Origin of the sequence: Mesorhizobium sp. ESP7-2 (assembly GCF_020164715.1) — a bacterium.
Classification (GTDB): Bacteria; Pseudomonadota; Alphaproteobacteria; order Rhizobiales; family Rhizobiaceae; genus Mesorhizobium.
The window spans coordinates 98899-122141 of record NZ_JAIUGQ010000005.1 but is presented as its reverse complement, the minus strand read 5'-3'; the positions used below and the strand labels follow the sequence as shown (position 1 = coordinate 122141).

27 protein-coding genes are annotated in these 23243 nt (G+C 63.1%); 13 read left to right on the top strand and 14 right to left on the bottom strand.

The genetic code is table 11. From position 1 onward, the window contains the following. Window positions 1-133 precede the first annotated feature (133 nt). The 6 genes from lptC (at window position 134) to ptsN (ending at window position 5453) form a co-directional block, all read left to right on the top strand. Entirely contained in the window at window positions 134-847 is a 714-nt protein-coding gene (gene lptC, locus LB543_RS07410; RefSeq protein WP_224613621.1) for an LPS export ABC transporter periplasmic protein LptC, read from the top strand. Next, window positions 834-1442 carry an LptA/OstA family protein gene (locus LB543_RS07405; protein ID WP_140756259.1) on the top strand — a complete coding sequence of 203 codons (609 nt, stop codon included), beginning with the start codon at window positions 834-836 and terminating at the stop codon, window positions 1440-1442. The genes lptC and LB543_RS07405 overlap by 14 nt, the downstream gene beginning before the upstream one ends. Continuing rightward, window positions 1442-2260 (top strand): LPS export ABC transporter ATP-binding protein, encoded by an 819-nt coding sequence (gene lptB / locus LB543_RS07400; RefSeq protein ID WP_224613620.1) that lies wholly within the window; start codon window positions 1442-1444, stop codon window positions 2258-2260. Before LB543_RS07405 ends, lptB begins: the two co-directional genes overlap by 1 nt. Window positions 2261-2555: 295 nt before the next feature. Next, entirely contained in the window at window positions 2556-4082 is a 1527-nt protein-coding gene (gene rpoN, locus LB543_RS07395; RefSeq protein WP_224613619.1) for an RNA polymerase factor sigma-54, read from the top strand. 264 nt (window positions 4083-4346) lie between these two features. After that, window positions 4347-4931, top strand: a complete 585-nt coding sequence (hpf, locus tag LB543_RS07390) for a ribosome hibernation-promoting factor, HPF/YfiA family (RefSeq protein WP_027143036.1) — start codon at window positions 4347-4349, stop codon at window positions 4929-4931. Between the two features lie 57 nt (window positions 4932-4988). Next, a complete protein-coding gene (gene ptsN / locus LB543_RS07385; RefSeq protein ID WP_010911486.1) occupies window positions 4989-5453 on the top strand; it encodes a PTS IIA-like nitrogen regulatory protein PtsN in 465 nt (154 codons plus the stop codon). A 71-nt stretch (window positions 5454-5524) separates the two neighbouring features. Here ptsN and LB543_RS07380 read toward each other — a convergent pair whose 3' ends face one another. Both LB543_RS07380 and LB543_RS07375 read right to left on the bottom strand, forming a co-directional pair. Beyond that, complete coding sequence (locus LB543_RS07380) at window positions 5525-5782, bottom strand: DUF1150 family protein (protein WP_015315721.1); 258 nt, start codon at window positions 5780-5782, stop codon at window positions 5525-5527. A gap of 64 nt (window positions 5783-5846) precedes the next feature. Continuing rightward, on the bottom strand, window positions 5847-6272 hold the full coding sequence (locus LB543_RS07375) for an Hsp20 family protein (protein ID WP_013893014.1): 426 nt from the start codon (window positions 6270-6272) through the stop codon (window positions 5847-5849). Window positions 6273-6573: 301 nt separating this feature from the next. On the opposite strand from LB543_RS07375, the gene LB543_RS07370 reads away from it, so the two are divergent. Continuing rightward, window positions 6574-7518, top strand: coding sequence for a nucleoside hydrolase (locus LB543_RS07370; protein ID WP_224613618.1), 945 nt, complete (start codon window positions 6574-6576; stop codon window positions 7516-7518). A gap of 45 nt (window positions 7519-7563) precedes the next feature. Here the strand turns inward: LB543_RS07370 and LB543_RS07365 are convergent, their stop codons facing one another. The 5 genes from LB543_RS07365 to LB543_RS07345 all read right to left on the bottom strand — a co-directional run bounded on the left by LB543_RS07365 (window position 7564) and on the right by LB543_RS07345 (window position 12132). Further along, window positions 7564-7971, bottom strand: coding sequence for a hypothetical protein (locus LB543_RS07365; protein WP_224613617.1), 408 nt, complete (start codon window positions 7969-7971; stop codon window positions 7564-7566). A 46-nt stretch (window positions 7972-8017) separates the two neighbouring features. Next, entirely contained in the window at window positions 8018-8632 is a 615-nt protein-coding gene (locus tag LB543_RS07360) for a LysE family translocator (RefSeq protein WP_224613616.1), read from the bottom strand. A gap of 94 nt (window positions 8633-8726) precedes the next feature. Then, window positions 8727-10169, bottom strand: coding sequence for an amidase (locus LB543_RS07355; RefSeq protein ID WP_224613615.1), 1443 nt, complete (start codon window positions 10167-10169; stop codon window positions 8727-8729). Window position 10170: 1 nt separating this feature from the next. Then, window positions 10171-11076 carry a ribokinase gene (locus tag LB543_RS07350; RefSeq protein ID WP_224613614.1) on the bottom strand — a complete coding sequence of 302 codons (906 nt, stop codon included), beginning with the start codon at window positions 11074-11076 and terminating at the stop codon, window positions 10171-10173. 177 nt (window positions 11077-11253) lie between these two features. Then, the gene (locus LB543_RS07345; protein WP_224613613.1) at window positions 11254-12132 is read right to left on the bottom strand and encodes a methylated-DNA--[protein]-cysteine S-methyltransferase; all 879 of its coding nucleotides are present in this window, start codon (window positions 12130-12132) and stop codon (window positions 11254-11256) included. 115 nt (window positions 12133-12247) lie between these two features. Between LB543_RS07345 and LB543_RS07340 the strand changes: the two genes are divergently transcribed. Beyond that, window positions 12248-13063 carry a class I SAM-dependent methyltransferase gene (locus tag LB543_RS07340; RefSeq protein ID WP_224613612.1) on the top strand — a complete coding sequence of 272 codons (816 nt, stop codon included), beginning with the start codon at window positions 12248-12250 and terminating at the stop codon, window positions 13061-13063. A 35-nt stretch (window positions 13064-13098) separates the two neighbouring features. Here the strand turns inward: LB543_RS07340 and LB543_RS07335 are convergent, their stop codons facing one another. Next, window positions 13099-13593 (bottom strand): DUF2244 domain-containing protein, encoded by a 495-nt coding sequence (locus tag LB543_RS07335; protein ID WP_224613611.1) that lies wholly within the window; start codon window positions 13591-13593, stop codon window positions 13099-13101. Window positions 13594-13615: 22 nt separating this feature from the next. On the opposite strand from LB543_RS07335, the gene nth reads away from it, so the two are divergent. Continuing rightward, window positions 13616-14422, top strand: a complete 807-nt coding sequence (gene nth, locus LB543_RS07330) for an endonuclease III (protein WP_224613610.1) — start codon at window positions 13616-13618, stop codon at window positions 14420-14422. Here the strand turns inward: nth and LB543_RS07325 are convergent. Then, window positions 14416-14871, bottom strand: a complete 456-nt coding sequence (locus LB543_RS07325) for a DUF2214 family protein (RefSeq protein ID WP_224613609.1) — start codon at window positions 14869-14871, stop codon at window positions 14416-14418. The two genes, nth and LB543_RS07325, sit on opposite strands and share 7 nt — an antisense overlap. Window positions 14872-15101: 230 nt before the next feature. Between LB543_RS07325 and LB543_RS07320 the strand changes: the two genes are divergently transcribed. Beyond that, entirely contained in the window at window positions 15102-15641 is a 540-nt protein-coding gene (locus tag LB543_RS07320; protein ID WP_140756490.1) for a GNAT family N-acetyltransferase, read from the top strand. A 198-nt stretch (window positions 15642-15839) separates the two neighbouring features. Here the strand turns inward: LB543_RS07320 and LB543_RS07315 are convergent, their stop codons facing one another. Both LB543_RS07315 and LB543_RS07310 read right to left on the bottom strand, forming a co-directional pair. Continuing rightward, the gene (locus LB543_RS07315; RefSeq protein WP_140756233.1) at window positions 15840-16316 is read right to left on the bottom strand and encodes an NUDIX hydrolase; all 477 of its coding nucleotides are present in this window, start codon (window positions 16314-16316) and stop codon (window positions 15840-15842) included. A 128-nt stretch (window positions 16317-16444) separates the two neighbouring features. Continuing rightward, the gene (locus LB543_RS07310) at window positions 16445-16747 is read right to left on the bottom strand and encodes a hypothetical protein (RefSeq protein ID WP_140756231.1); all 303 of its coding nucleotides are present in this window, start codon (window positions 16745-16747) and stop codon (window positions 16445-16447) included. Between the two features lie 173 nt (window positions 16748-16920). Between LB543_RS07310 and LB543_RS07305 the strand changes: the two genes are divergently transcribed. Together LB543_RS07305 and LB543_RS07300 are read left to right on the top strand one after the other, a co-directional pair. After that, on the top strand, window positions 16921-17394 hold the full coding sequence (locus LB543_RS07305; RefSeq protein WP_224613608.1) for an autotransporter outer membrane beta-barrel domain-containing protein: 474 nt from the start codon (window positions 16921-16923) through the stop codon (window positions 17392-17394). Further along, window positions 17394-17975, top strand: a complete 582-nt coding sequence (locus LB543_RS07300) for an invasion associated locus B family protein (RefSeq protein WP_140756230.1) — start codon at window positions 17394-17396, stop codon at window positions 17973-17975. Before LB543_RS07305 ends, LB543_RS07300 begins: the two co-directional genes overlap by 1 nt. 155 nt (window positions 17976-18130) lie before the next feature. Here the strand turns inward: LB543_RS07300 and coaBC are convergent, their stop codons facing one another. From coaBC to ubiE, 3 genes are all read right to left on the bottom strand, one after another. Further along, entirely contained in the window at window positions 18131-19603 is a 1473-nt protein-coding gene (gene coaBC / locus LB543_RS07295) for a bifunctional phosphopantothenoylcysteine decarboxylase/phosphopantothenate--cysteine ligase CoaBC (protein ID WP_224613607.1), read from the bottom strand. Window positions 19604-19694: 91 nt separating this feature from the next. Further along, window positions 19695-21269, bottom strand: a complete 1575-nt coding sequence (gene ubiB / locus LB543_RS07290; RefSeq protein ID WP_224613606.1) for a 2-polyprenylphenol 6-hydroxylase — start codon at window positions 21267-21269, stop codon at window positions 19695-19697. Window positions 21270-21339: 70 nt separating this feature from the next. After that, on the bottom strand, window positions 21340-22116 hold the full coding sequence (gene ubiE, locus LB543_RS07285; protein WP_224613605.1) for a bifunctional demethylmenaquinone methyltransferase/2-methoxy-6-polyprenyl-1,4-benzoquinol methylase UbiE: 777 nt from the start codon (window positions 22114-22116) through the stop codon (window positions 21340-21342). A 134-nt stretch (window positions 22117-22250) separates the two neighbouring features. Between ubiE and LB543_RS07280 the strand changes: the two genes are divergently transcribed. Next, window positions 22251-23225, top strand: a complete 975-nt coding sequence (locus LB543_RS07280) for an adenosine deaminase (protein ID WP_224613604.1) — start codon at window positions 22251-22253, stop codon at window positions 23223-23225. The last annotated feature ends 18 nt before the right edge of the window (window positions 23226-23243 follow it).

Below are 23243 nucleotides of genomic sequence, written 5' to 3'. Positions count from 1 at the left end.
CCGACCCGGGTTTCGTTTGTGCAATGGCAGCTGTCACATTTTTGCGGTTTTCGTCGGCTTGTGCTTGCGTGAGGGCGCTGGCGTCCCACCTATAGGCGGTGCTCCCGGGGCGGGGTTTTAGAAGAAAGCAGTCATGTTAGCGCGACCGAATGAACCGACCAGCCCGGAGACGGAGTTGGCTCTCCCGGCGGATGGCTGGACGCGGGGCGAGGCTTTCGACCGCGCCCAGCGCCATTCGCGCCGCGTGCGCGTGCTCAAATTCGCCGTGCCCTTGGCCGCCGCGTTGATCGCCGTCGCCTTCCCGGTCTATTCCTATTTCGCCGCCCCTGTTTCCGTCGCGGTACAGGCGGAAGGTACCGCCTTCTCCAACGGCAAGCTGGTGATGGCCAATCCCAAACTCAATGGTTTCACCAAGCTGAAGCAGCCCTATTCGATGACGGCGCTGCGGGCGATACAGGATGTGAGCACGCAAGGCATCATCGAACTCGAAGGCATCGACGCCAAGGTGCCGATCGCTCCCGACAATGTCGCGGCGGTAAAAGCTTCGCGCGGCACCTACGATCGCGATGGCAATACGATGAAACTGAACAGCGACGTCACCATCACCACGACCGACGGCATGCAGGCCAAGTTCAAATCGGTCTTCCTCGACATGGGCAAAGGCACTATGAAGACGGATGATCCCGTCGATGTCAGCCGTGGCGGGTCGCAGATCACGGCGGATTCGATGTCGGTCCAGGACAATGGCAAGATCCTGGTGTTCGAGAACAAAGTTCGTGTCAATATCGATCCCGCCGTTCTGAAGGCGGCTGAGGCAAAGGGCGAAGAAGCGAATGTGGCTCACTAGTTCGACACGGCTTGCGGCCGCGACTTCGGCGCTGTTCCTGCTCAGCCTGGCGCCGTCGCTGGCGCAGTCGGGGGCGGCCAGCCAGGTGTCGGGTCTCAAGCTGGCCGGCGACAAGCCGATCCAGATCGAAAGCGACAAGCTGGAAGTCCACCAGGCCGACAGTGTCGCCATCTTCACGGGCAATGTCACCGTCGTCCAGGGGCCGACGCTGATGAAGGCCGGCAAGATGATGGTCTACTACGTCAAGGATCCCAACGCGGGTACGAAGGGTACCGAAGCCGCCGGGGCGGCAGCCATGACCGGTTCGGCCAACATCGATCACCTGGAGATTTCCGACAAGGTCTACATCAAATCGGATCAGCAGGTCGCGACCGGCGATCAGGGCAGCTTCGACATGAAGAGCCAGGTGCTGGTGCTTTCGGGCAAAAAGGTCGTCCTGTCGCAAAACGACAACGTCCTGGTCGGCTGCAAGCTCACCGTGCAGATGAAAAGCGGGCTCGCCCAGGTCGATCCATGCGCTGGGCAGCGTGTCCAGATGTCGATCACACCCCCGCCGAAATCGGATGCGTCGAAATCGGGAGCGACGAACCCCTGATGGTCAGCCTGTCGTCGCTGACGGCGCGTCTCCCGGGACGGGCCGCAGGCAAGCTTTCGGCTCCGGCCACCGTCACTGCCGACAAGGCGAAATTCAAGGGAACCTTGATCGCCAAGGGTCTGACCAAGAGCTACAAGGGCCGCAAGGTCGTCAGCGGCGTCACGCTGGGCGTGCGCGCCGGCGAGGCCGTCGGGCTGCTCGGCCCCAACGGCGCCGGCAAGACGACCTGTTTCTACATGGTTACCGGCCTGGTGCCGGTGGATGAAGGCACGATCGAGATCGACGGCTTCGACGTCACCTCGATGCCGATGTATCGGCGCGCGCGCCTCGGCATCGGCTATCTGCCCCAGGAGGCTTCGATCTTCCGCGGCCTCAATGTCGAGCAGAACATCCGCGCCGTGCTCGAAGTGGTCGAAAAGGATCGCAAGGTCCGCGAGCGCAACCTCGACGAACTGCTCGAGGAATTTCACATCAGCCATCTGCGCAAGGCGCCGTCCATGTCGCTCTCGGGCGGCGAAAGGCGGCGCCTGGAAATCGCGCGCGCTCTGGCGACGCGCCCGGCCTACATGCTGCTCGACGAACCCTTCGCCGGCATCGATCCGATCGCCGTCGCCGACATCCAGCAATTGGTGCGTCACCTGACGGCACGCGGCATCGGTGTCCTCATCACCGACCACAATGTGCGTGAGACGCTCGGCCTGATCGACCGTGCCTATATCATCCATGCCGGCCAGGTGCTGACCCATGGCCGCGCCGACGAAGTGGTGGCAAATGCCGACGTGCGGCGGCTTTATCTCGGCGAGGGTTTCACGCTCTGAGACGTTCACTGTCTGAGACGGCGAACCGCCCCCGTCTCTTTTTTCACGGAATTCCGATCGGAAAGCCATTCTTTCCCGGCTCCTGAAATCGCTCTCAGCGTGAAATTTGTTTCCTGATACGATTTTTTACGCGCCGACGACCTGTTTTCCGCGATTTTGATCCGGAATAACGCTCCGGTAAGCGAGTTTTGCTAGGCTTTGCCTTGACAAGCAAAAGCCGGGCCAGTTTCTATGGCCGGCTGGGAAATTCATTCCGGAAGTCCGGACGCGTAGAGGAGGCGTTTGAAACCGAACCATGGCATTAGCGGCGAAACTACAGCTCCGACAGTCGCAGTCGCTGGTGATGACGCCGCAGCTGATGCAGTCGATTCGGCTGCTGCAGTTCACCCATGCCGAGCTCGAGCATTTCATCGACGAGGAGATCGAGCGCAACCCGCTCCTGGAGCGCGCCGAGCCGCAGGACGATGCCGCGAGCGATCAGGCGCAGAAGCCCGAGGCAGAGCCGCAAGCGGCCCCCGATGGCGACTGGTTCGAGAACGAGACGGCATGGAGCGCAGAGGCGATCTCGGAAAAGCTCGATGCGTCCCTGGAAAACCTGTTTCCCGATGATCCCGGCACCAGCGAACGGCTCGGACCCGACCTGACGGCGCAATGGAAATCGGCTTCGGGCAGTGGCGGCGGCTCCTCGTCCGAGGGGCTCGATGCCGGCGACATGGCGGCGAGCGCGATCACGCTGCGCGACCATGTCGGCGAGCAGATCGCACTCGCCTTCACCGATCCCGTAGGGCGGCTGATCGCCGGAGAGCTGACCGACGGGCTCGACGAGACCGGCTATGTCAGGGCCGATCTGGCGGAGATCGCCGCGCGGCTTGGCATCGACAGCGTGGCGGTGGGCAAGGTGCTGGCCGTATGCCAGACCTTCGAACCGGCCGGCCTGTTTGCCCGCGATCTCGCGGAATGCCTTTCCCTGCAGCTTGCCGTGCGTGATCGGCTCGATCCGGCGATGAAGGCCCTGGTCGCCAATCTGGAACTGCTGGCGCGGCGCGATTTCCAGACGCTGAAGCGGCTCTGCGGCGTCGACGAGGAGGATTTGCTCGACATGCTGGCCGAAATCCGGGCGCTCGACCCACGGCCGGGCATGGCGTTTTCGGGCGGCGCGAGCGACGCCATCGTCGCCGATGTCGAGGTCCGGGCTGCCAATGATGGCAGCTGGACCGTCGAACTCAATGCCGAAACGCTGCCGCGCGTGCTGGTCGACCATATCTATTTCGCCCAGGTATCGCCGCACGCGAAAAACCAGGCGGAGAAGGACTTCCTGGCCGAGTGCCTGCAGAACGCCAACTGGCTGACACGCAGCCTCGACCAGCGAGCAAAGACGATCCTCAAAGTGGCCTCGGAAATCGTGCGCCAACAGGACGCTTTCCTCGTCCATGGCGTACGCCATCTGAAGCCGCTCAACCTGCGCACGGTGGCAGACGCCATCGGCATGCACGAATCGACGGTCAGCCGAGTCACCGCGAACAAATACATGCTCACCCCGCGCGGCGTGTTCGAGCTGCGCTATTTCTTCACCGCCTCGATCGCGGCCTCGGGCGGCGGCGACGCGCATTCCTCCGAAGCGGTGCGTGATCGCATCAGGCAAATGATCGACGAGGAGAAGCCCGTCGATGTGCTGTCGGACGATGCTATCGTCGACATGCTGAGGGAAAGCGGCGTCGATATCGCCCGGCGCACGGTCGCCAAGTACCGGGAAGGCATGAATATTCCCTCGTCGGTGCAACGCCGGCGCGAGAAGCGGGCGCTCGCCAGCGCCGGCCGCTAGGCGTTCGCGATTTCCACAGTTTTCGAGTTACATTGACAAGCCACGGTGAAGTGGCTAGAAGCCCGCCCGCATGAGATGGGCTTGATGCCCGCTAGCGGATGGTCCGTCACGACAATGACCCGGGACGGTCAAGAAGGCGGCTTGTGATCAACCGGAAAGTTCGGATTTAAATCGGCGCGAGTGACGCCGCAAAGCTTGTGCGCACGGATCACGAGTATAAACTCGGGCCAGTTTGAAGCCTGAGCAAGGAAGGTCAGTTTTCAGATGAATCTGCGCATATCGGGAAAGCACATGGATATCGGCGATGCGTTCCGCACACGCATCAACGATCGTGTCGGCGAAGCGATCGGCAAATATTTCGATCGCGGCTTCGCGGGACACGTCACCGTCATCAAGTCGGGCTCGCGCTATTCGGCGGATTGCATGATTCGGCTGGATTCCGGCGCCTCGCTGCAGGCCACGGGCGATGCCCAGGATCCGACGCTCGCCTTCGAGGCCGCCGCCGATCGGCTGGAGACCCGGCTTCGGCGCTACAAGCGCCGTCTGAAATCGCACAATTCGGGCAATGCCAATGGCGAGTTGACCGACATTGCCTATACCGTGATGGCACCGCTTGCCGATGACGATGAGGAGATCCCGGAGGATTTCGCACCGGCCATCGTCGCAGAATCGACCATGACGCTGAAGACCATGTCGGTGGCGTCGGCGGTCATCGAGCTCGATACCAAGGACAGTCCGGTGGTTGTTTTTCGCAATGCCGGAACCGACCATCTCAACATCGTCTATCGCCGGCCCGACGGAAACATCGGCTGGATCGATCCGTCCACGACCAAAGTCGCACAGGGATAAAAGCCGGCCGCACGAGGGGTGGGGACTGGCGCGGCAGGCGAACAAGGATTTTCAAGCATGGATCTGAGCGATCTTATCAGCGTTCCGGCGATTTTGCCGGCGTTGAAGGCGAACTCCAAGAAGCAGCTTCTGCAATTGCTGTCCGAGCGGGCAGCGGCGATTTCGGGCATTCCGGAACGGGAGGTGTTCGACACCATCCTGCAGCGCGAACGCCTGGGTTCGACCGGCGTCGGCAACGGCATCGCCATCCCGCACGGCAAGCTCGCCGGCGTGAAACGCATCGCCGGCGTTTTCGCCCGGCTGGAGACGCCGGTCGATTTCGAATCGCTGGATGACCAACCGGTCGATCTGGTGTTCCTGCTGCTGGCGCCCGAAGGGGCGGGTGCCGATCACCTCAAGGCGCTGTCGCGCATCGCGCGCGTGCTGCGCGACGCCGACACTGTGGCCAAGATCAGGGGGACGCGTGATGCCACGGCGATCCACGCGCTTTTGTCGGACACGCAGGCCTCGCACGCGGCCTGAAGCCATCCTTTTTAAGATATCGCCCCAAGGGCCGCAGTGAGCGGCCCTTTCGTTTCCGTCAACCGCCCGCCTTAGTGAATGGCGACGGTGGTCAGGTCGTTTTCCATGGCGCCGGCCAGGGCACGGTCACGCGCATCGGAAAGCAGGATCGGCTGGCCGTTGGCGCCAAACAGAGCCCACAGCTCCATACCGGGCGCGATTTCGCCGATGTTGGGGAACCGGCCGAGCAGTTCGTCGCTCGAGACCTTGCGCAGATAGGCGACCGAGCCCTCGCCGAGATGGGCGAATTCGCCGCTGGTCATAGTGATGGTTTCGTCAGTTCTGGTCATTTCAAGCCTCCTTGGCGCGAGGACGCCGCTCAAGGCCATCCCGCATAAGAGCCATCAGTGAAGATCAGTCTTTCACCGATATATTTATTTTTCGTACCAGCCGTTCGGACTCCGGCCGATCGAGATCGATCGACAAAAGGCCGTTCTTCAACTCTGCCGCGATCACGCGCATGCCGTCGGCCAGCACGAAGCAGCGCTGGAACTGGCGTGCGGCAATGCCGCGATGCAGGAATTCGCGTTCGGTGTCGTCGGTTTGACGGCCGCGCACGACCAACTGGTTTTCCTCCGTTGTCACATCGAGATCGCTTTCGGCGAAACCGGCGACGGCGAGCGTAATGCGTAGCCTCTCGGCCTTGCCGTCGGCACCGCTGAGGCGCTCGATGTTGTAGGGAGGGTAGCTGTCGCCGGACTTCGCCAGACGCTCCAGGGTCTTTTCCATGGCGTCGAAACCCAGAAGAAGCGGGCTGGAGAAAGGCGTCATTCGGCTCATGTTACACTGTCCTCTCAAGAGCGACATAAACTGGAAAAACCCAAATGGCATTTTTCCCGATGGCCTTGATATGGTCCGCCCCGCGGCGAAGTTCAAGCCACCAAAAGACCCGCCCAAAAAGACCAATCGTGGACTCACAGGAATATTCGACATGGCGCTTGAAACGACGCGCGGATGCAAGGAGAAGCGCGCAGGCCGGGACCGTTCCCCGTCAAGCGGTTCGGCGGCTTGCAGCCGGTTGGCGTCTTTCGGGCGCACGATCGGCCCGGTGAGTTGATGGCCAGCCAAACAAGGAATTGAAATGCCCCAACCACGCAAGATCGTCATCGACACCGATCCCGGCCAGGACGATGCCGTCGCCATTCTGTTGGCGCTCGGCAGTAGCGAACTGGACATCATCGGCATTACCGCCGTTGCCGGCAACGTGCCGCTGAAACTGACCGAAAAGAACGCCCGCAAGATCTGCGAACTGGCCGGCCGGCCCGATATCAAGGTCTATGCCGGCGCCATCCGTCCGCTGGCGCGCGAACTGGTCACCGCCGAGGAAGTGCATGGCAAGACCGGTCTCAACGGGCCGCAACTGCCGGAACCGACGATGAAGCTGCAGGAGCAGCATGCCGTCGATTTCATTGTCCAGACGCTGATGAAGGAGGAGAGCGGCACTATCACGCTTTGCCCGCTCGGGCCGCTCACCAACATAGCGCTGGCATTGATCCGCGAACCGCGCATTGGACCGCGCATCAAGGAAATCGTGCTGATGGGCGGCGGCTTCTTCGAAGGCGGCAACGTCACGCCGACCGCCGAATTCAACATCTATGTCGATCCACAGGCCGCCGATCTGGTGTTCAAGTCCGGCATCCCGATCGTGATGATGCCGCTCGACGTCACCCACAAGGCGCTGACCACGTCCAAGCGCATCGCAGCCTTCCGCAAGCTTGGCAGCAAGGTCGGCATCGCCACGGCGGACATGCTCGAATTCTTCGAGCGTTACGACGAGGAGAAGTACGGCACCGACGGCGGGCCGTTGCACGACCCCTGCGTCATCGCCTACCTGTTGAGGCCGGACCTGTTCAAGGGCCGCAACTGCAACGTCAGCATCGAGACGGCCTCGGAACTGACCATGGGCATGACCGTGATCGACTGGTGGGGCGTGACCAAGCGGGCAAAGAACGCCATGGTGATGCGCGACATCGACCATGACGGCTTTTTCGCACTGCTGGTGGAGAGGCTGGGGCGGCTTAACTGACGTTTTGGACAGGCGACAAGCGAGCCTTGTCACTAGCGCGCGTTGTCACCCATTGAGCAATCGATAAGTGTCGACGCCGTGCTTGTGGTGTTGTCGTTCAATAGGAACGAGGGAGCCAATAAGATGCGGTCGCTCGACGTCGTCGTCGATCGATATCCGCGTGTTGTCGTCATCAAGGCGCACATCGTAGGTGTAGTATAGATTGTGACCTACCATGGCGTACGGGCTGATAGGCTTCACTCTGATGTATTCGACCACGGCCATCACGCGTTGGGTTGCGACGACCGGATTGGCCTGAAGCCCCACAATCGCAATGGATTTCATCAGCGCAAAGGCGCAGAAGAAAGCGACGCCGATCACGGCGTCGCTGTATTCGTATTGCCAAATAAGCAAGCGATCCCGAAAGGAAACGTTTGATTTGCGCATGTTGAAGAGTTGTGCAGCAGCGTACAATTCTTCAATGTCTCTGCAAAAATTTATGAAGAAGGCGCTTTCATGGTTACTTCGCCTTCGAGAACGCCAGCCACAGACCGCCGCCGACCATGAAGCTGCCGCTGATCCTCGACAGGAGCTTGACACGGCTGGCCGACAGCATGCGGCCGGCGCGGCCGGCGGCGAGCGCGTAGGTCGAATCCGACATGGCGGCGAAGATCATGGCGGTCAGGCCCATGACGACGATCTGCAGCGAATAATTGCCCTGCGGCGCGATGAACTGCGGGAAGAAGGCGCCGAAGAAGATCAGCGTCTTGGGATTGCTGAGCGCCACCAGCAGGCCCTGCAGGAAGAAGCCACCGCGTGGTTTGCGGGCGGTTCCGTCGGCGTTCAGCGTGCCCTTCGAGCGGAACATCTGCACCCCCATCCAGATCAGGTAGGCGGCGCCGATCAGACGCACCCACTCGAACCAGTGGCCCATGCCCGAGATCAGCGTGTTGAGGCCGATGCCGACGATGGCGATCATGACGGCGAGCCCGGCCTGTGTGCCGGCGACATTGGCGAGACCGGCACGAGTTCCGTGGCGGATGCTGTTTGCGATGATCAGCGTGACCGTCGGACCGGGCACCAGGATGATGACGACACAGGCAAGAACATAGGCGGCGTAGAGTTCCAGCGACATGACCATCCCTCGTAATGCCGCTATCGCGGCCTGTCAGACGACAATCAATGCATGGCGGCAAGGACGACGCAAGCCGGCGCGCGGCAAGCTTGGCTCAGGCGCCGGCCGGCCAGGGCAACGTCGTCTCATAGGCGGCCGCGGCCTTCAGTACGGCGAGATCGCCGCGTGGCCGGCCGATCAGCTGCATGCCCATGGGTCGGCCCCTGTCGTCGAAGCCGACCGGCACATTGACCGCCGGGCAACCGCCCAAGGTGGCAAAGGCTGAAACCTGCATCCAGCGATGGTAGCTATCCATCGCTTGGCCCGCGACCTCGCGGGGCCAATGAATGCCGACCTCGAAGGGAAAGACCTGCGCGGTCGGCAGCGCAATGAGGTCGAAGCGGTCGAAGATCGACAGCAGCGCCCGGTGCCAGGAGGTGCGGACGACCGAGGCCGCGCGGATTTGCGGCGCCGTCAGCCGCATGGCGTTCTCCACCTCCCAGACGGCTTCCGGCTTCAGCAGGCCGCGCCTGGCAGGATCGTCATAGTGCACTTTGAGGGCGCAGCCGCTGCTGGCCTGGCGCAGCGTCACGAAGGCCTGCCAGAGTGCCTCGAAATCGAAATCCGGCAACAGCGGTTCCGTCAGGAAGGAGGCATCCGCGAATCGGTTGAGTGCTGCCTCGCACAGATCGAGGATGCCGGGTTCAATCGGCAGATGGCCGCCGAGGTCGCCGAGCCAGGCGATGCGGCCGCCGGCCGCCGCCGCGAGTCCTTCGAGGAAGGAGCCTTGCTTCTCATAGGATAGGGGCGCCTGCGGATGGTAACCGGCCTGCACGTCGAGCAACAGCGCCATGTCGGCGACGTTGCGGCCCATCGGCCCCTCGACGCCCATCTGCGCGTGGAAGACCTCCAAGTCGGGACCGCTGGGCACGAGCCCCTGCGATGGCCGAAAGCCGTAGACATTGTTCCAGGCCGCCGGGTTGCGCAGCGAGCCGCCGAAATCGCTGCCGTCGGCGATGGGCACCATGTCCAGTGCCAGCGCCACCGCCGCACCGCCGCTCGAGCCGCCGGCGGTGAGCGCCGGATCGAAAGCGTTCAGCGTCGGTCCGAACACGTTGTTGTAGGTGTTGGAGCCCAGCCCGAATTCGGGAACGTTGGTCTTGCCGATGATGATGGCGCCGGCCTCGCGGATGCGTTCGACGAAGAAATCGTCTTCTTGCGGTACGAAATCGGCGAAGATCGGCGAGCCGAACGAGGTCCTGAGGCCGGCGGTCGAGGCAAGGTCCTTGATGGCGATGGGGAGGCCAAAAAGGGAGCCGGTTCCGTCCGTCCGACTGACATCGGCGGCGTCGGCCTCGCGCAGGATGTCGGCGCGGTCGCGCAACGAGACGATGGCGTTGACCTGCGGATTGACCGCATCGATGCGATCGAGGAACGCCGTCACCACCTCGCGTACGGAGAGCTTCTTTCGGCGGATCGCGTCGGCGAGTTCGACAGCCGACAGGCGGCAGATCTCGCTGGCCGCGGGTACGGCATGTCTGGTGCGGGGGCGCATCATTTCAACGGGTTTCCTGCAAGGCCTGGTCGACGTCTTTCGCCAGCGGGATCGCCGGCTGGGCGCCGGGCTTGAGGCAGGCCAGCGAGCCGGCGGCGCCGGCTCGCGCCAGTGCCTGTTCGAGCGTGAAGCCCGACGCCAGGCCGGCCGCGAAATAGCCGCAGAAAGTGTCGCCGGCCCCGACCGTGTCGACCGGCGTGATCTTCAACGCGGGAACGGTCAGGAAATCGCTCGGCGTCGCCGCCATCACGCCTTCGCCGCCAAGCGTGACGACGATGGCGCGTCCGGTTTTCCCCGCAAAATCGCGCATGCGCGCCGCACGATCGCGACCCTTCAAAGCCAGCGCTTCACCATAGAGGTCGAACTCGGTCTCGTTGGCGACGACGTAGTCAGCCTTGCCGAGGAAGCCGGCCGCTTCGGCGTGGAACGGGGCCGTGTTGAGCACCGTGACCGCGCCGGCCGTCCTTGCCTGGTCGAGTGCCGCATCGATCGTCGCGAGCGGAATCTCATGCTGCAGCAGCACGACGTCGCCCTTTTTCAGAAACGCCTTGGAGAGGTCGCCGGGCACCACGGAAGCATTGGCGCCGGGAACCACGGCGATGATGTTCTCGCCGTCGTCGCCGACCATGATCAGCGCCGTGCCGGTCGAGGCAAAGGTTTCTCCCACGCCTGACAGGTCGACCTTGGCCTCGCGCAGCAACGCCAGGGCTTCGGCTGCGAAAGTGTCCTTGCCGACGGCGCCGACCATGCGCACCTGAGCGCCGGCACGTGCGGCGGCGAGCGCCTGGTTGGCGCCCTTGCCGCCGGGCGCCGTCGTGAGACCGGAACCGCTCACCGTCTCACCGGAGCTCGGCAAGCGGTCGACATTGGCGATAAGGTCGAGGTTGATCGAGCCGACTACGATAATCAAAGAATGCCTCCTGCTGAATGCGCCGGAAGCTATCCTGTAAGATCATGGCTTTCCAGAGGATGCTGTTATGGCAGGCGCCAACGTGCTGCGCCATTTGCAGATCAGCAGGGTAATATCGTTTGTCCGTAGATAAGGCATCCGCGAAAGGCTTCGCCGGTGTTGCAGTATCAGTGTCCTTCAGGACGAAATCTGTCCCGCTTCCCAGCCCAGGATGGCGCGCTTGCGGGTCAGGCCCCAGTGGTAGCCGGTGAGGTCGCCTGATTTGCCGATGGCGCGGTGGCAAGGCACCACGAAAGAGAGCGGGTTGGCGCCGTTGGCGGCGCCGACCGCCCGGCTGGCGCTCGGCGCGCCGATGCTGGCGGCGATCGAGGAATAGGTGCGGGCCTTGCCCATCGGGATCCGCAGCAAGGCTTCCCAGACGCGGACCTGGAAATCGGTGCCGATCATGACGACGTGCAGCGGCTGGTCGGCGCGCCACAGCGTCGGCTCGAAGATGCGCGCGGCATAGGGGCCTGTCGCTTCCCTGTCCTCGACATAGAGGGCGTTGGGCCAGCGGCTGGACATGTCGGCGAAGGCGGCGCGCTCCTCGCCGGCGTCGCAGAAGGCGAGGCCGGCAAGCCCGCGGTCCGTGGCCATGATCAGGGCGGTGCCGAAGGGAGAGGGATGATAGCCGTAGCGGATGGTGAGGCCAGCACCGCGCGTCTTGTAGTCGCCCGGCGACATCGCCTCATGGGTGACGAACAAGTCGTGCAGCCGGCCGGGGCCGGACATGCCCAGTTCGAATGAGGTTTCGAGCAGCGGCATGCCGGAATCGAGCAGCTTGCGCGCATGGTCCAGCGTCACCGCCTGCAGAAAGGCCTTGGGTGAAAGGCCGGCCCAGCGGGTGAAGAGTTTTTGCAAGCCGGTCGGCGTCTCGCCGACCTCTTCGGCGAGTTCCTCCAGCGACGGCTGGTCGCGATAGTCGAGGCTGATCTTCTCGATGGCGCGGCGCACGATTTCGTAGTCGCTGCCTTCGGGCGTGATGTCCTTCTTGAGGACTGCCGTGTGTGTGCTCATGGACCTGTCTCCTTGGGCTGGAATATCGCCCCTTGGGGCGCCCATCGCCACCCGAAACTTGCCTTCTTGCAGCACTTGCCCAGATAGACTCGGGATTCGAGCCAGGGAGCCGCTGATGGCTGGCGAAAAAGTACATTTGACGGGGGCAAAAGAGACCTTGCTCATGACGCTCTACGGCAAGGCGCTGGAGAGCCGGATGCCGGATTCGCTGCTTGAGGATCATTTCGCGGACGTGGCAGTGCGCAAGATCGACTATGATTTCGCCAGGCTCAAGGTCGACGAGAATCTCGGCATCGGCCTGGCGATCCGAGCCAAGACATTGGACGTCCGTGTCGAGGATTTCCTGGCCAGAAATCCTGAGGCCATTGTGCTGCATCTGGGCTGCGGGCTTGATACCCGCATCTTCCGGGTCGATCCCCCACCGGGAGTGGACTGGTTCGATGTCGACTATCCCGAGGTGATCGGACTCAGGCGCAAGCTCTACCCGTTCCGCGACCATTACCACCCCATCGCTTCGTCGGTGACCGAGCCCGGCTGGTTGGCTGACGTACCCAGCAACCGCCCGGCCATCGTGGTGGCGGAAGGGCTGACGCCCTATCTCCCGGCGGACGAAGGGCTGCGCCTGCTTTCACGGCTTGTCTCGCATCTTGCCGGTGGCGAACTGATGTTCGACGCCTACAGCCGTTTCGGGCTGATGCTGCTTCGGCTCAACCCGACCATCAAGGCGACGGGCGCCGAGGTCCACTGGGCGATCGACGACCCGCACGAGCTGGAAAGGGCGATTCCGAAGCTGCGCTTTGTCGAGGATATCTCGGCCTACAAGCCTGAGCACGCTGCTCGCATGGGCTGGTCCGCCAAGCTGTTCGTCCGCCTTTGGAAGTACATTCCGGCGCTGCGCAAGGTCGGCAGGCTGCTGCGTTATCGCTTCTGACGGAAGACCGCTTCACGTTTTTCCTGGAATTGCTTCTAGCGCGCCTTGGCGGTCGCCAGCGCGCGCGAGAAGGCGGTGGCAAAGCTCTCGCGGGAATCGGGGTCGAGGAAGCCGCCGATCGGCACGTTCTGCCCCTGTGCTTCCACGGTCATTCCGGTGATGCCGATCTCGGCGTGACGGGCGACCGAAAACCGTGCCCAGAACGGATTGAAGCGATGCGCTTCCGACTTTCCCGAAGGGGCCGTCTTGCGGATATCGAGGCTGGTGCGCGAGACCGATACTTCCTCGCGGGCGCGGGCAGCCCGATAATTGACGCGGAAGGCGATATAGACTGCAATCACGTCGAGGCCGAAGAAGCCGAACACCGGCCAGGCGCCACGCGATAGGAAAAACGCACCCGTCACCAGCCAGCCGAAGAGCAGCGCGCCCATCAGGATTAGGAAGCCCGTCCTGCCCAGCGACCGATGTGGGGTCAGCAATGCGTGAAAGAAGGGCTCGTCAGCTTGGAACGAGGCGTTTGTATCGCTCATGACAGACTATTATAGGAGGGAAATGGCGCGCCCCAAGTCCAAAGAATCATCCATGTCCGAAAAAGAGCCGCCGCCCGGACGGCGCGATGGCTCCAACGCCGAGCCGCGTCCACGACCCGCGCGGCAGACTTCGCGCTACAGCCCGGCCGAAGTGCATGAAATATTCCGGCGCTTTTCGGTGCAGCGGCCGGAGCCGAAAGGCGAGCTCGAACATGTCAACCCCTTCACGCTGCTGGTGGCGGTGGTGCTGTCGGCGCAGGCGACCGATGCCGGCGTCAACAAGGCGACGCGGGCTTTGTTCAAGGCCGCCGATACGCCGCAAAAGGTGCTGGCGCTGGGTGAAGCCAAGGTCGGCGACTATATCAGGACCATCGGGCTCTGGCGCAACAAGGCCAAGAACGTCATCGCACTATCGGAGGCGTTGATCCGCGACCATGGCGGCGAGGTGCCGGATGACCGCGATGAGCTGGTCAAGCTGCCTGGTGTCGGGCGCAAGACCGCCAATGTCGTGCTCAACATGGCCTTCGGCCAGCATACGATGGCGGTCGACACCCACATTTTGCGCATCGGCAACCGACTTGGCCTGGCGCCTGGCAAGACCCCGGAACAGGTCGAGCAGGGACTTTTGGAGATCATCCCGGACGAATATATGCGCCATGCGCATCACTGGCTGATCCTGCATGGCCGCTATGTCTGCAAGGCGCGCAAGCCGGATTGCCCGGCCTGCGTCATCGCCGATATCTGCAAGGCGGAGGTGAAGACGACCAGCATTCCGGCACCGCTGGTGCCGATCGCCCCGCTCGAAACCTTGGTTGCAGAAGATCAGTAGCCGTAGCCACGCGCCATCGCCGCCGCGAAGACCGGGATCAGCAGGAATACGAACGCCTCGGCGCGGATAAAGGTCTTTACCGAGGCCAGTTCGCTCGAGGGCACGCCGAAGGAAGGATTGGCGCGGGCCTGCCTGTTCCAGGAAATGAAACGGACGGTCGGGACGATCGACAGCAGGCCGACGATGCCGAACGCCGCCATCTTGGCCCAGAACACCCAGTTGTGGACGTAGAACTCCCAACCCTTGAGGCCCCAGACGACACGGCCGATGCCGACGATGATGATGAGCGCGGCGATGATGCCGTAGTGGCGGTCGATGCCGGCGAGCCGCTTGAGCGTGGCGGCCGGCATATCGCCACGGATCAGCACGAATTCGGCGCCGATGATCCCGGCCAGCGAGAACACCAGCACATGGTGGAGGATGGCGAGCACGAGGTCGGTGGTGTCCATGCGGTTTTCCTTGGATCGGCGGCACCGGCCGGCGCCTGAATGAATGGGACGCGCTGAATCAGCCCATGTCGAAAATAACACCGCCGCGCGAAAATCCCATAGCGCGGCCCGGATGTCATGAAGGCTTGCCGGACGTTGCGGCTTTGTCCTGGATGACGGTTCCTGGTTCCCTGGCTCTTGCACCGCGCCGGTGATTTGCTAACCGCAGGCCGTAACGCGAGGCAAATGCAATGAACACGACGCAAGCGACCATCGCTCCGGTCATCGAGACGCCGCGAACCATTCTGCGGGCACACCGGCTCGGTGATTTCGATGCCTATGCCGCGATGTGGGCTGATCCGGTCGTCACCCGTTTCATCGGCGGCAAGCCCCGCACACGCGAAGAAAGCTGGATGCGCTTCCTGCGTCACGCAGGCCTGTGGTCGCTGCTGGGCTACGGATTCTGGGCCATCGAAGAAAAGGCCACCGGCCATTTTATCGGTGAAGCCGGTTTTCATGATCTGAAGCGTGAGATGCAGCCGTCGATTGAAGGCATTCCGGAGGCCGGATGGGCGCTGGCGGCGGCCGCGCACGGGGCGGGTCTTGCCTCCGAGGTCGTCGGCCGCGTCCTGGCATGGGGCGAAGAGACGTTCGGGTCTGTCAGAACCGTCTGCATCATCGATCCCGAGAACACCGCCTCCTTGAACGTCGCAACGAAATGCGGCTACCGGGAAGCGGTGCGAACCGTCTATCACGACGCCCCGACAATCCTGCTGGAGCGGCTGTCCTGAGGCAGTTCTAGCCCCTTTCGCCGCCGACATAGGCGCGAACCGCCGAAAGCGTATGGAGGCTCGGGCTGGCGACCAGAGCCTGAACGAGGACTTCGAAATTTAGCGGCCCTTTTCAAGAGCCGCGGGAGCTAAGGCAGAGTCTCCGCCGCGAGGCTCGGGCGCGCTTTCACACGTTGCAGGAAAGCCGCATCGACGGGCTTATGCCTGCTCGAGCGGCGCAGGTCCGGGAAGCTTCAAGGTGTTCACCAGCGTCGCGAGATCGGGCTCGTCGATGAGCATCGCGGCGTCGGCCGGCGCCAGCCAAGCCCGCTGCCGCCGTTTGGCTTCCTGCCAGTCGGCAAGCTCTTCCGTCACTTCCAGCAGAAACACGACGACGTCGACGCGGACAAAGCGGTTGGCCAAGCGTTTCCAGTAGGAATACGTGCCCGCCGGCTGCTTCAGCGTCTTGCCAACCACGCCGGCTTCTTCCAGCGCCTCGATGGTGGCTGCCTTGCGCCCGTTCTTGCCTTTCATAGGCCACCCCTTGGGCACGATGAAGCGTCTCGTCGTTCTCGATGTGACCAGCATCACCTCGATGTCACCGTGAGTGTTCAGCCGAAAGGGAATCGCCGCCACCTGGCGGATCCTTTGGCCATTCTCGGCCTGGCGTACGGCCTTTTTCTTGGTGGCTGCCATCTCAACAATCCAGTCGCTGTAATGCCCCTTAGCGTGATGCGACGCCTTTGCAAAATCCAAACTGCCGCAGGGGCACCCAAAGTGCCCTATCATGTAAGTCGGCTAAATAAAAGAAGGTTGCCCGGCTGTCAGCGGCAGGTGCTGACGGCGGTATTGCCGATTATCTGCATCTGGCAGCTCGGCCTGACCTGCGGAACGACAGGCGGAGGCTGCTGGACGATGACGCGATCCTGGGCACGATATTGCTGTTGCTGCTGCTGAAATTGCTGCCGCTGAATCCGGTTCTGCAAGGCTTGCAGATCATCCTGCTGGATGAGCATATTGTTTCTGACGGCTGGATTGAGCACCTGCGCGGAAGCGGGCGACGTAATGCCGGCGGCACCAGCCAGCATTGCCAGTACGAAAATCATCGGCGAACGACGCGTGTACATCCGCTCATTCCTGCAAAAAAATCTCATCACACCAGATATATAGGGTGTTTGTCCGGCGATGCCATGGCGGGAATGTTGACCGCCCTCACTCCAACCGCGACGTGGACCTCAACAACCAGATCGCGACGCCCTGGCGCTGACAGGTGCGTGCAAGGCTTGGCTTCACGCAACAGATGGGCGCGTTCTACCTGCAGCCGACCTTGCAGTTCGACGCGCGCTGGCTGCGTGTTTCCGGAAAGGAAGAAGGGTCGGTTGCCGGTTTCAACTTCGATGGATCGGCAGACACCTTCTATGCGGCGACGCCGGCGCTCGAAATCGGAACCGACATCGCACTCAGCGATATTGCCAGTCTTCGCCTCTATGGAAAGGCCGGGGTGGAGTTTTCCACCAAGCAGTGGGAGATCGAAGGCCGCTTTGCGGCTGCGGAGAATCTGCCCGGCAACCCGGCATTGCACTTGACGGAAGCGATCGATTCGCCGCTCTATCGGGTCGGCGCCGGCCTCGAGTTGAATGGCGTCAATGGTGTCGGCATGTCCGTCAGGTATAATGGCGCCTTCGGGGAAACGGTCAACAGAATGCAGTCAGCGCGTCTCTCAAGGTCAGTTTCTAGGCTGGCTCAGGGCCGGGCCGGGCGAGAGAGATCTTGATGAGGAAATACGCGTATTTCGCAGCAGTGCTGGGTGCTGCCTGTATCGCCGGCCTGCCGGCCATGGCGGCGCAAACCAAGAGCGACAAGGTGGCGGCAACACCGCCCGCCGCAGTCGCCGCGCCGCAGCTGCCCGGCGGTGCATCGGCCTTGTCCGAAACCCATGGCGACTGGACGGTCAATTGCCAGATATCGGGCACGAACAAGGTCTGCAGCCTGTCGCATCAGCAATTCAACAAGCAAAGCAACCAGCGACTGCTGGCGATCGAACTGTCGAGCAAGACCGGCGAGGATGCGAGCGGAACCCTTGCCCTGCCGTTCGGCCTGGCGCTTGCCAAGGGTGTCGCGCTGACCATAGACGACCAGAAGCTCGACGGCAGCCTTCCATTCAACACCTGCCAGGTGGTCGGCTGCCTGGTGCCGGTGGCGTTCGATGCCAATGTCACGCCGCTGCTGAAGAACGGCACCACGCTGAAGATCGACGCGTTCGCGGCCGATACCGGGCAAGTCGTAAGCTTTTCCATTCCGCTCAACGGCTTCGGCGGGGCGCTTGCCCGCACGGCGGAGCTTTTGGCCAACTGACGGCTTAGAGCGGTTCAGCGTTTGATAGAATCGCTGGACCGCTCTAACTATTTGTTTTCACGCAATTCCGGACGGAAAACCGCTGCGCAACTTTCCTGGAATTGCTCTAGGTCACCGCGAGCGACAGGGTGTTGGCGGCTTCCGCCAACACCCTGTCAGACAACGATCGTCTTCAACCGCTCGGCGATGAGCGCGGCGAGCCGCGCCGCCACCTCGTCCTTGGTCATTTCAGGCCATTCCTCGACGCCGGACTTCGACACGATCCGCACCCGGTTGCGATCGCCGCCCATCACACCTGAAGGACCGATGCCGCTGGTCTGCGATACATCGTTGGCGACGATGAGATCGGCACCTTTCTTCTTCAGCTTGGCCTCGGCGTTGCGCAAGAGATCCTGCGTCTCGGCGGCAAAGCCGACGACCAGGTCGGGTCGCTGCCCGTGGTGGCCGACATCAGCCAGGATGTCGGGGTTTTCGAGCATGCGCAGCACCGGCGGGCCTTCGCCCGCGACCTTCTTGATCTTCTCACCGGCTGAATTCTCGGTGCGCCAGTCGGCAACGGCGGCGACGAATACCGCGGCGTCGGCGGGCAGCAGCTGTTCCACCGCGTCGCGCATTTCCTGCGCTCGCTCGACATGGATGGTTTTCACACCGGCTGGGTCGGCAATGCTCACGGGACCCGAGACAAGGCGGACATCGGCGCCAAGCCTTGCCAGTGCCGCGGCAATCGCGTGGCCCTGCTTGCCGGACGACCGGTTGGCGATATAGCGCACGGGATCGATCGGCTCGTGCGTCGGGCCTGACGTGACGATGATCTTGCGCCCCGCCAGCGGCTTGGGGCCGGCATCGAGCAGCGCCTCGACCGCGGCGACGATCTCGAGCGGTTCGGCCATGCGGCCTTCGCCGGCCTCGTTGCTCTCGGCCATTTCACCCTTGGCGGGGCCGACGAAGGCGATGCCGTCCTTGCTCAACGTCGCGCGGTTGCGGCGGGTGGCGGGATGCGACCACATCTTCGGGTTCATCGCCGGGACCATCAGCACCGGCTTGTCGGTGGCGATGAGCACGGTCGAGGCCAGATCGTTCGCATGGCCATTGGCGAGCTTGGCCATCAGGTCGGCGGTGGCGGGCGCCACCACCAGGAGGTCCGCCTCGCGCGACAGCCTGATGTGGCCGACATCGTGTTCATCGTTGCGGTCGAACAGGTCGGTGAAGACATGGTCGGCGGAAAGCGCCCCGACCGACAGCGTCGTCACGAATTCCTGCGCCGCCGACGTCATGACCACCCGCACCGCCGCGCCACGCTCGCGCAACCGGCGGATCAGGTCGAGCGCCTTGTAGGCGGCGATGCCGCCGCCGATGATGAGCAGGATGCGTCTGTTGGAAAGTGAGCCTCGGGGCAAGCTGTTGCCTGCCAAGGCTGACGTCGGGGTCGAGGCGCCTTGCGGACCGGCCAGTTCGCGGAGGGCTTTCTCGATCTGGTCGAGACGGCCGACCGGGCCGATCTGACCGTCGACAGCGGCCCGGATCATCACCCGCGCCTGTTCTTCCATGGAACGATCGTTTTCCGCCGCGAGCCGGCGCAGCAGTTCCTTGACCTCATCATCCAGGTTGCGGATCGTGATGCTGGCCATATGATTGCACTCCACCCCATCCTGCCTGATAGCGATGATAGCAATGCAATCAAATTGCCGCAAGCCGCGGGCCTCGCCTCGAAGGCAGGGCCTAAAATATCTTCCAGGCGATATAGACCAGCGTCAGCGCGATCACCCACAACGCCACACGGCCGGAACGGCTGTAGCGCGCCTCGGCCTTCCCGATGGCGCGGGCGGTCGCCTCATCGAAGCGCAGGCCGTGCTCGGCCATCAGGTCGATCTCTCGCGACAGCCGTTCCGTACGGAGCGCGAGTTCCGGCGCCTGGCGGACCAGCGCCAGCATCGCCTTGCCGCCGTCGCGCGCGTCGGTCAGCAAGCCGCGCGGCCCGAGATTCCCGGCTATCCAGCCACTGACCACCGGCTCGGCTGTCTTCCACATGTTGAAGGCCGGATCGAGCGTGCGCGCCACGCCCTCGACAACCACCATCGTTTTCTGCAGCAGGATGAGTTCAGGCCGCGTTGCCATGTCGAACAGTTCGGTCACCTCGAACAGCAGCGTCAGAAGCTTGGCCATCGAAATGGTTTCGGCGGGCTGGCCGTGGATCGGCTCGCCGATGGCACGGATCGCCTGCGCGAAGGCGGAGACATTGTGCTGGCGCGGCACATAGCCGGCTTCGAAATGCACCTCTGCGACGCGCAGATAGTCGCGTGTGATGAAGCCGTAGAGGATCTCGGCGAGGAAGCGGCGCTCCTTCTTGCCGAGGCGTCCGGCAATGCCGAGATCCACGGCGACGATGGTGCCGTTTGCCTCGACGAACAAATTGCCCGGATGCATGTCGGCGTGGAAGAAGCCATCGCGCAGCGTATGGCGCAGGAAGGACTGGATGAGATTGGCGGCGATCGCCTTCAGGTCATGGCCGGCGCTTTGCAGGCTGGCGATGTCGTTCATCTTGACACCATCGACCCATTCCATGGTCAGCACGTCGCGGCCGGTGCGTTCCCAGTCCACCGAAGGGACGCGAAAGCCAGGGTCTTCCCTGGTGTTCTCGCCGAGTTCGGAGAGTGCCGCCGCCTCAAGGCGCAGGTCCATCTCGATCTTCGTGGTCTGGGCCAGCGTCTCGGTCACCTCGACCGGCCGCAGCCGGCGCGAGGAAGGGATGTATTTCTCCTGCAGGCGGGCGGCGAGAAAATAGCTTTCGAGATCGTGGAAGAAGCGGCGGCGAACGCCCGGCCGGATCACTTTCACCGCCACCTGGGTGGTCACGCCATCATGCATGGTGTCGGCGGTATGCACCTGGGCGATGGAGGCAGCCGCGACGGGATCGCCGAACCGCGCGTAGAGATCGCCCACCTTGCGGCCGAGCGAGGCCTCGACGGCCGCGATCGCTTCGGCCTTCGGAAATGTGTGCATCTTGTCCTGCAGCATGGCGAGATCGAGCGCCATGTCGTTGCCGACGACATCGGGCCGCGTCGCCAGGAACTGGCCAAGCTTGACGTAGGATGGGCCGAGCCGGACCACTGCCTTGGCCAGCCGATCGCTGCGCTCATAGGCGAGCGCGCGGCGGCGGGTGAACAGCCGCGCCAGCCGCCAGCCGAGTTTCGGCAGGCCGGACAGTTCCTCGCCGGGCAAGGCCGCGACGACGCCCTCGCGCACCAGCACCCAACCGGCCCGTACGAGCCGGAATCCCGCGCTGACGGTGCTCATGGCCGCGTCCGCCCCACCGGTTCATCGAACTGGCGCAAGGCACGTCGCGTGTTGGAGATGGGCGACGGCGTCAAAGCTTCCAGCCCGAATGCAGGGCCGCTATGCCGCCTGAATAGTTGCGGAAGGAGACGCGGTCGAAGCCGGCGCGGGAAATCATCGCCGCGAAGTTTTGCTGATTGGGGAATTTCGCGATCGATTCGACCAGATAGGAATAGGGCTCGCCGTCGCCCGTGACCAACTTGCCGATCCTGGGAATGGCATTGAACGACCAGGCTTCGTAGACCTTGTCGAGCAACGGCATCTCGACCTCGGAAAACTCCAGGCACAGGAAGCGGCCGCCGGGTTTCAGCACGCGGAACGCCTCGCCCAGGGCCACGTCGATATGCGGGACGTTGCGAATGCCGAACGCGATGGTGTAGGCGTCGAAGCTGGCGTCAGCGAAGGGCAGTTCCTCGGCGTTGGCCTCGACGAAATCGGTGTTGCCGGACAGGCCCTTCTTTTCAGCCCGGTCGCGGCCGACGGCGACCATCGAGCCGTTGATGTCGAGCACGGTGGCATGGGCATGGCCATGGCTGGCAGCGACGATGCGGAAGGCGATGTCGCCGGTGCCACCGGCAACATCGAGCACACGCCAGCCTGCCCGCTTTGGCGGATTGAGCCAGGCGACCATGGCATCCTTCCACAGCCGGTGCAGGCCGCCAGACATGAGGTCGTTCATCAGGTCGTAGCGATTGGCGACCTTGTGGAAAACATCGTTGACCAGGGACTGCTTCTCGCCTTCCCCTACACGCTTGAAACCATAGGAGGTTTCCATGCCGCCGGCGGCCGTGGTTCTCTCAACTGACATTTTTTTGATCCGTCATAAAACCGGCGGGACCATAGCCGATCGATGGTGCGGGCGCTATTGTTTAAGGCGCGGTGTTCAGCCGCGCTTCCAGGTGGCGGGTTTTCGAGACCTGGACTGACCGACGGGATGTTTGAATGCCTCTGAAAGCGGAACTGCACTGCCACATCGAAGGGGCAGCGGCGCCCGATCTCGTCATCCGCCAGGCGCAGAAATACGGCAAGGATACCTCGCCCTACATCCAGAACGGGTCCTTCGTCTGGGACGATTTCACCTCCTTTCTCGCGGCTTACGACTTTTCCGCCGACCTGTTCCGGACCGAGGAGGATTATGCGCGGCTGGCCGACCATTATCTGACCAGCCTGGCGCGCGACGGGGCAATCTACTCCGAGGTGTTCACCTCGCCGGACCACGCGACGAAAGCCGGGTTGTCACCCAAGGCCTACACCGACGCGCTCGGCGAAGGCATGCTGCGCGCCAAGGCCAAGACCGGCATCGAGGGGCGCATGATCGTCACCGGCGTGCGCCATCTCGGCGTCGAATCGATCGAACGGGCGGCACGCTTCGCGGCACGTTGCGGGCACCCGCTGGTCACCGGTTTCGGCGTCGCCGGCGACGAGCGCATAGGCGACATGGAAGACTATGTCAGGGCTTTCGAGATCGCGCGCGAGGCCGGGCTCGGCGTCACCGTCCATGCCGGCGAACTGACGGGCTGGCAGACTGTCCAGGCGGCACTCGACCATATCCGCCCGTCGCGCATCGGCCATGGCGTGCGTGCCATCGAGAATCCCGACCTTGTCCGGCGCATCGCCGACGAGGGCGTCGTGCTGGAGTGCTGCCCCGGTTCCAACATCGCGCTCAAGGTGTTCGACAGTTTCGCCGATCATCCGTTTCCGGCCCTGCAGGCGGCCGGCTGCAAAGTGACACTCAACTCCGACGACCCGCCTTATTTTTGGACCTCGCTGAAGCGGGAGTACGACATTGCGGCGGAGCATTTCGCGATGAGCGAGAAAGCGCTCGTCGCGGTCACTAGGACGGCGATCGAGGCGGCTTTCGTCGACCGCAAGACCAAAGCGGCGCTTCTTGTCCGGCTGAACAGCGCCGCTCGCTGATTCTTCCGACAAAGCTGT

What these genes read in the sequence shown, in the direction of transcription:
- lptC (WP_224613621.1), top strand. Translation starts at nt 134, where the DNA reads ATGTTAGCGCGACCGAATGAACCGACCAGCCCGGAGACGGAGTTGGCT.
- LB543_RS07405 (WP_140756259.1), top strand. Translation starts at nt 834, where the DNA reads ATGTGGCTCACTAGTTCGACACGGCTTGCGGCCGCGACTTCGGCGCTG.
- lptB (WP_224613620.1), top strand. Translation starts at nt 1,442, where the DNA reads ATGGTCAGCCTGTCGTCGCTGACGGCGCGTCTCCCGGGACGGGCCGCA.
- rpoN (WP_224613619.1), top strand. Translation starts at nt 2,556, where the DNA reads ATGGCATTAGCGGCGAAACTACAGCTCCGACAGTCGCAGTCGCTGGTG.
- hpf (WP_027143036.1), top strand. Translation starts at nt 4,347, where the DNA reads ATGAATCTGCGCATATCGGGAAAGCACATGGATATCGGCGATGCGTTC.
- ptsN (WP_010911486.1), top strand. Translation starts at nt 4,989, where the DNA reads ATGGATCTGAGCGATCTTATCAGCGTTCCGGCGATTTTGCCGGCGTTG.
- LB543_RS07380 (WP_015315721.1), bottom strand. Translation starts at nt 5,782, where the DNA reads ATGACCAGAACTGACGAAACCATCACTATGACCAGCGGCGAATTCGCC.
- LB543_RS07375 (WP_013893014.1), bottom strand. Translation starts at nt 6,272, where the DNA reads ATGAGCCGAATGACGCCTTTCTCCAGCCCGCTTCTTCTGGGTTTCGAC.
- LB543_RS07370 (WP_224613618.1), top strand. Translation starts at nt 6,574, where the DNA reads ATGCCCCAACCACGCAAGATCGTCATCGACACCGATCCCGGCCAGGAC.
- LB543_RS07360 (WP_224613616.1), bottom strand. Translation starts at nt 8,632, where the DNA reads ATGTCGCTGGAACTCTACGCCGCCTATGTTCTTGCCTGTGTCGTCATC.
- LB543_RS07355 (WP_224613615.1), bottom strand. Translation starts at nt 10,169, where the DNA reads ATGATGCGCCCCCGCACCAGACATGCCGTACCCGCGGCCAGCGAGATC.
- LB543_RS07345 (WP_224613613.1), bottom strand. Translation starts at nt 12,132, where the DNA reads ATGAGCACACACACGGCAGTCCTCAAGAAGGACATCACGCCCGAAGGC.
- LB543_RS07340 (WP_224613612.1), top strand. Translation starts at nt 12,248, where the DNA reads ATGGCTGGCGAAAAAGTACATTTGACGGGGGCAAAAGAGACCTTGCTC.
- LB543_RS07335 (WP_224613611.1), bottom strand. Translation starts at nt 13,593, where the DNA reads ATGAGCGATACAAACGCCTCGTTCCAAGCTGACGAGCCCTTCTTTCAC.
- nth (WP_224613610.1), top strand. Translation starts at nt 13,616, where the DNA reads ATGGCGCGCCCCAAGTCCAAAGAATCATCCATGTCCGAAAAAGAGCCG.
- LB543_RS07325 (WP_224613609.1), bottom strand. Translation starts at nt 14,871, where the DNA reads ATGGACACCACCGACCTCGTGCTCGCCATCCTCCACCATGTGCTGGTG.
- LB543_RS07320 (WP_140756490.1), top strand. Translation starts at nt 15,102, where the DNA reads ATGAACACGACGCAAGCGACCATCGCTCCGGTCATCGAGACGCCGCGA.
- LB543_RS07315 (WP_140756233.1), bottom strand. Translation starts at nt 16,316, where the DNA reads ATGGCAGCCACCAAGAAAAAGGCCGTACGCCAGGCCGAGAATGGCCAA.
- LB543_RS07310 (WP_140756231.1), bottom strand. Translation starts at nt 16,747, where the DNA reads ATGTACACGCGTCGTTCGCCGATGATTTTCGTACTGGCAATGCTGGCT.
- LB543_RS07305 (WP_224613608.1), top strand. Translation starts at nt 16,921, where the DNA reads ATGGGCGCGTTCTACCTGCAGCCGACCTTGCAGTTCGACGCGCGCTGG.
- LB543_RS07300 (WP_140756230.1), top strand. Translation starts at nt 17,394, where the DNA reads ATGAGGAAATACGCGTATTTCGCAGCAGTGCTGGGTGCTGCCTGTATC.
- coaBC (WP_224613607.1), bottom strand. Translation starts at nt 19,603, where the DNA reads ATGGCCAGCATCACGATCCGCAACCTGGATGATGAGGTCAAGGAACTG.
- ubiB (WP_224613606.1), bottom strand. Translation starts at nt 21,269, where the DNA reads ATGAGCACCGTCAGCGCGGGATTCCGGCTCGTACGGGCCGGTTGGGTG.
- ubiE (WP_224613605.1), bottom strand. Translation starts at nt 22,116, where the DNA reads ATGTCAGTTGAGAGAACCACGGCCGCCGGCGGCATGGAAACCTCCTAT.
- LB543_RS07280 (WP_224613604.1), top strand. Translation starts at nt 22,251, where the DNA reads ATGCCTCTGAAAGCGGAACTGCACTGCCACATCGAAGGGGCAGCGGCG.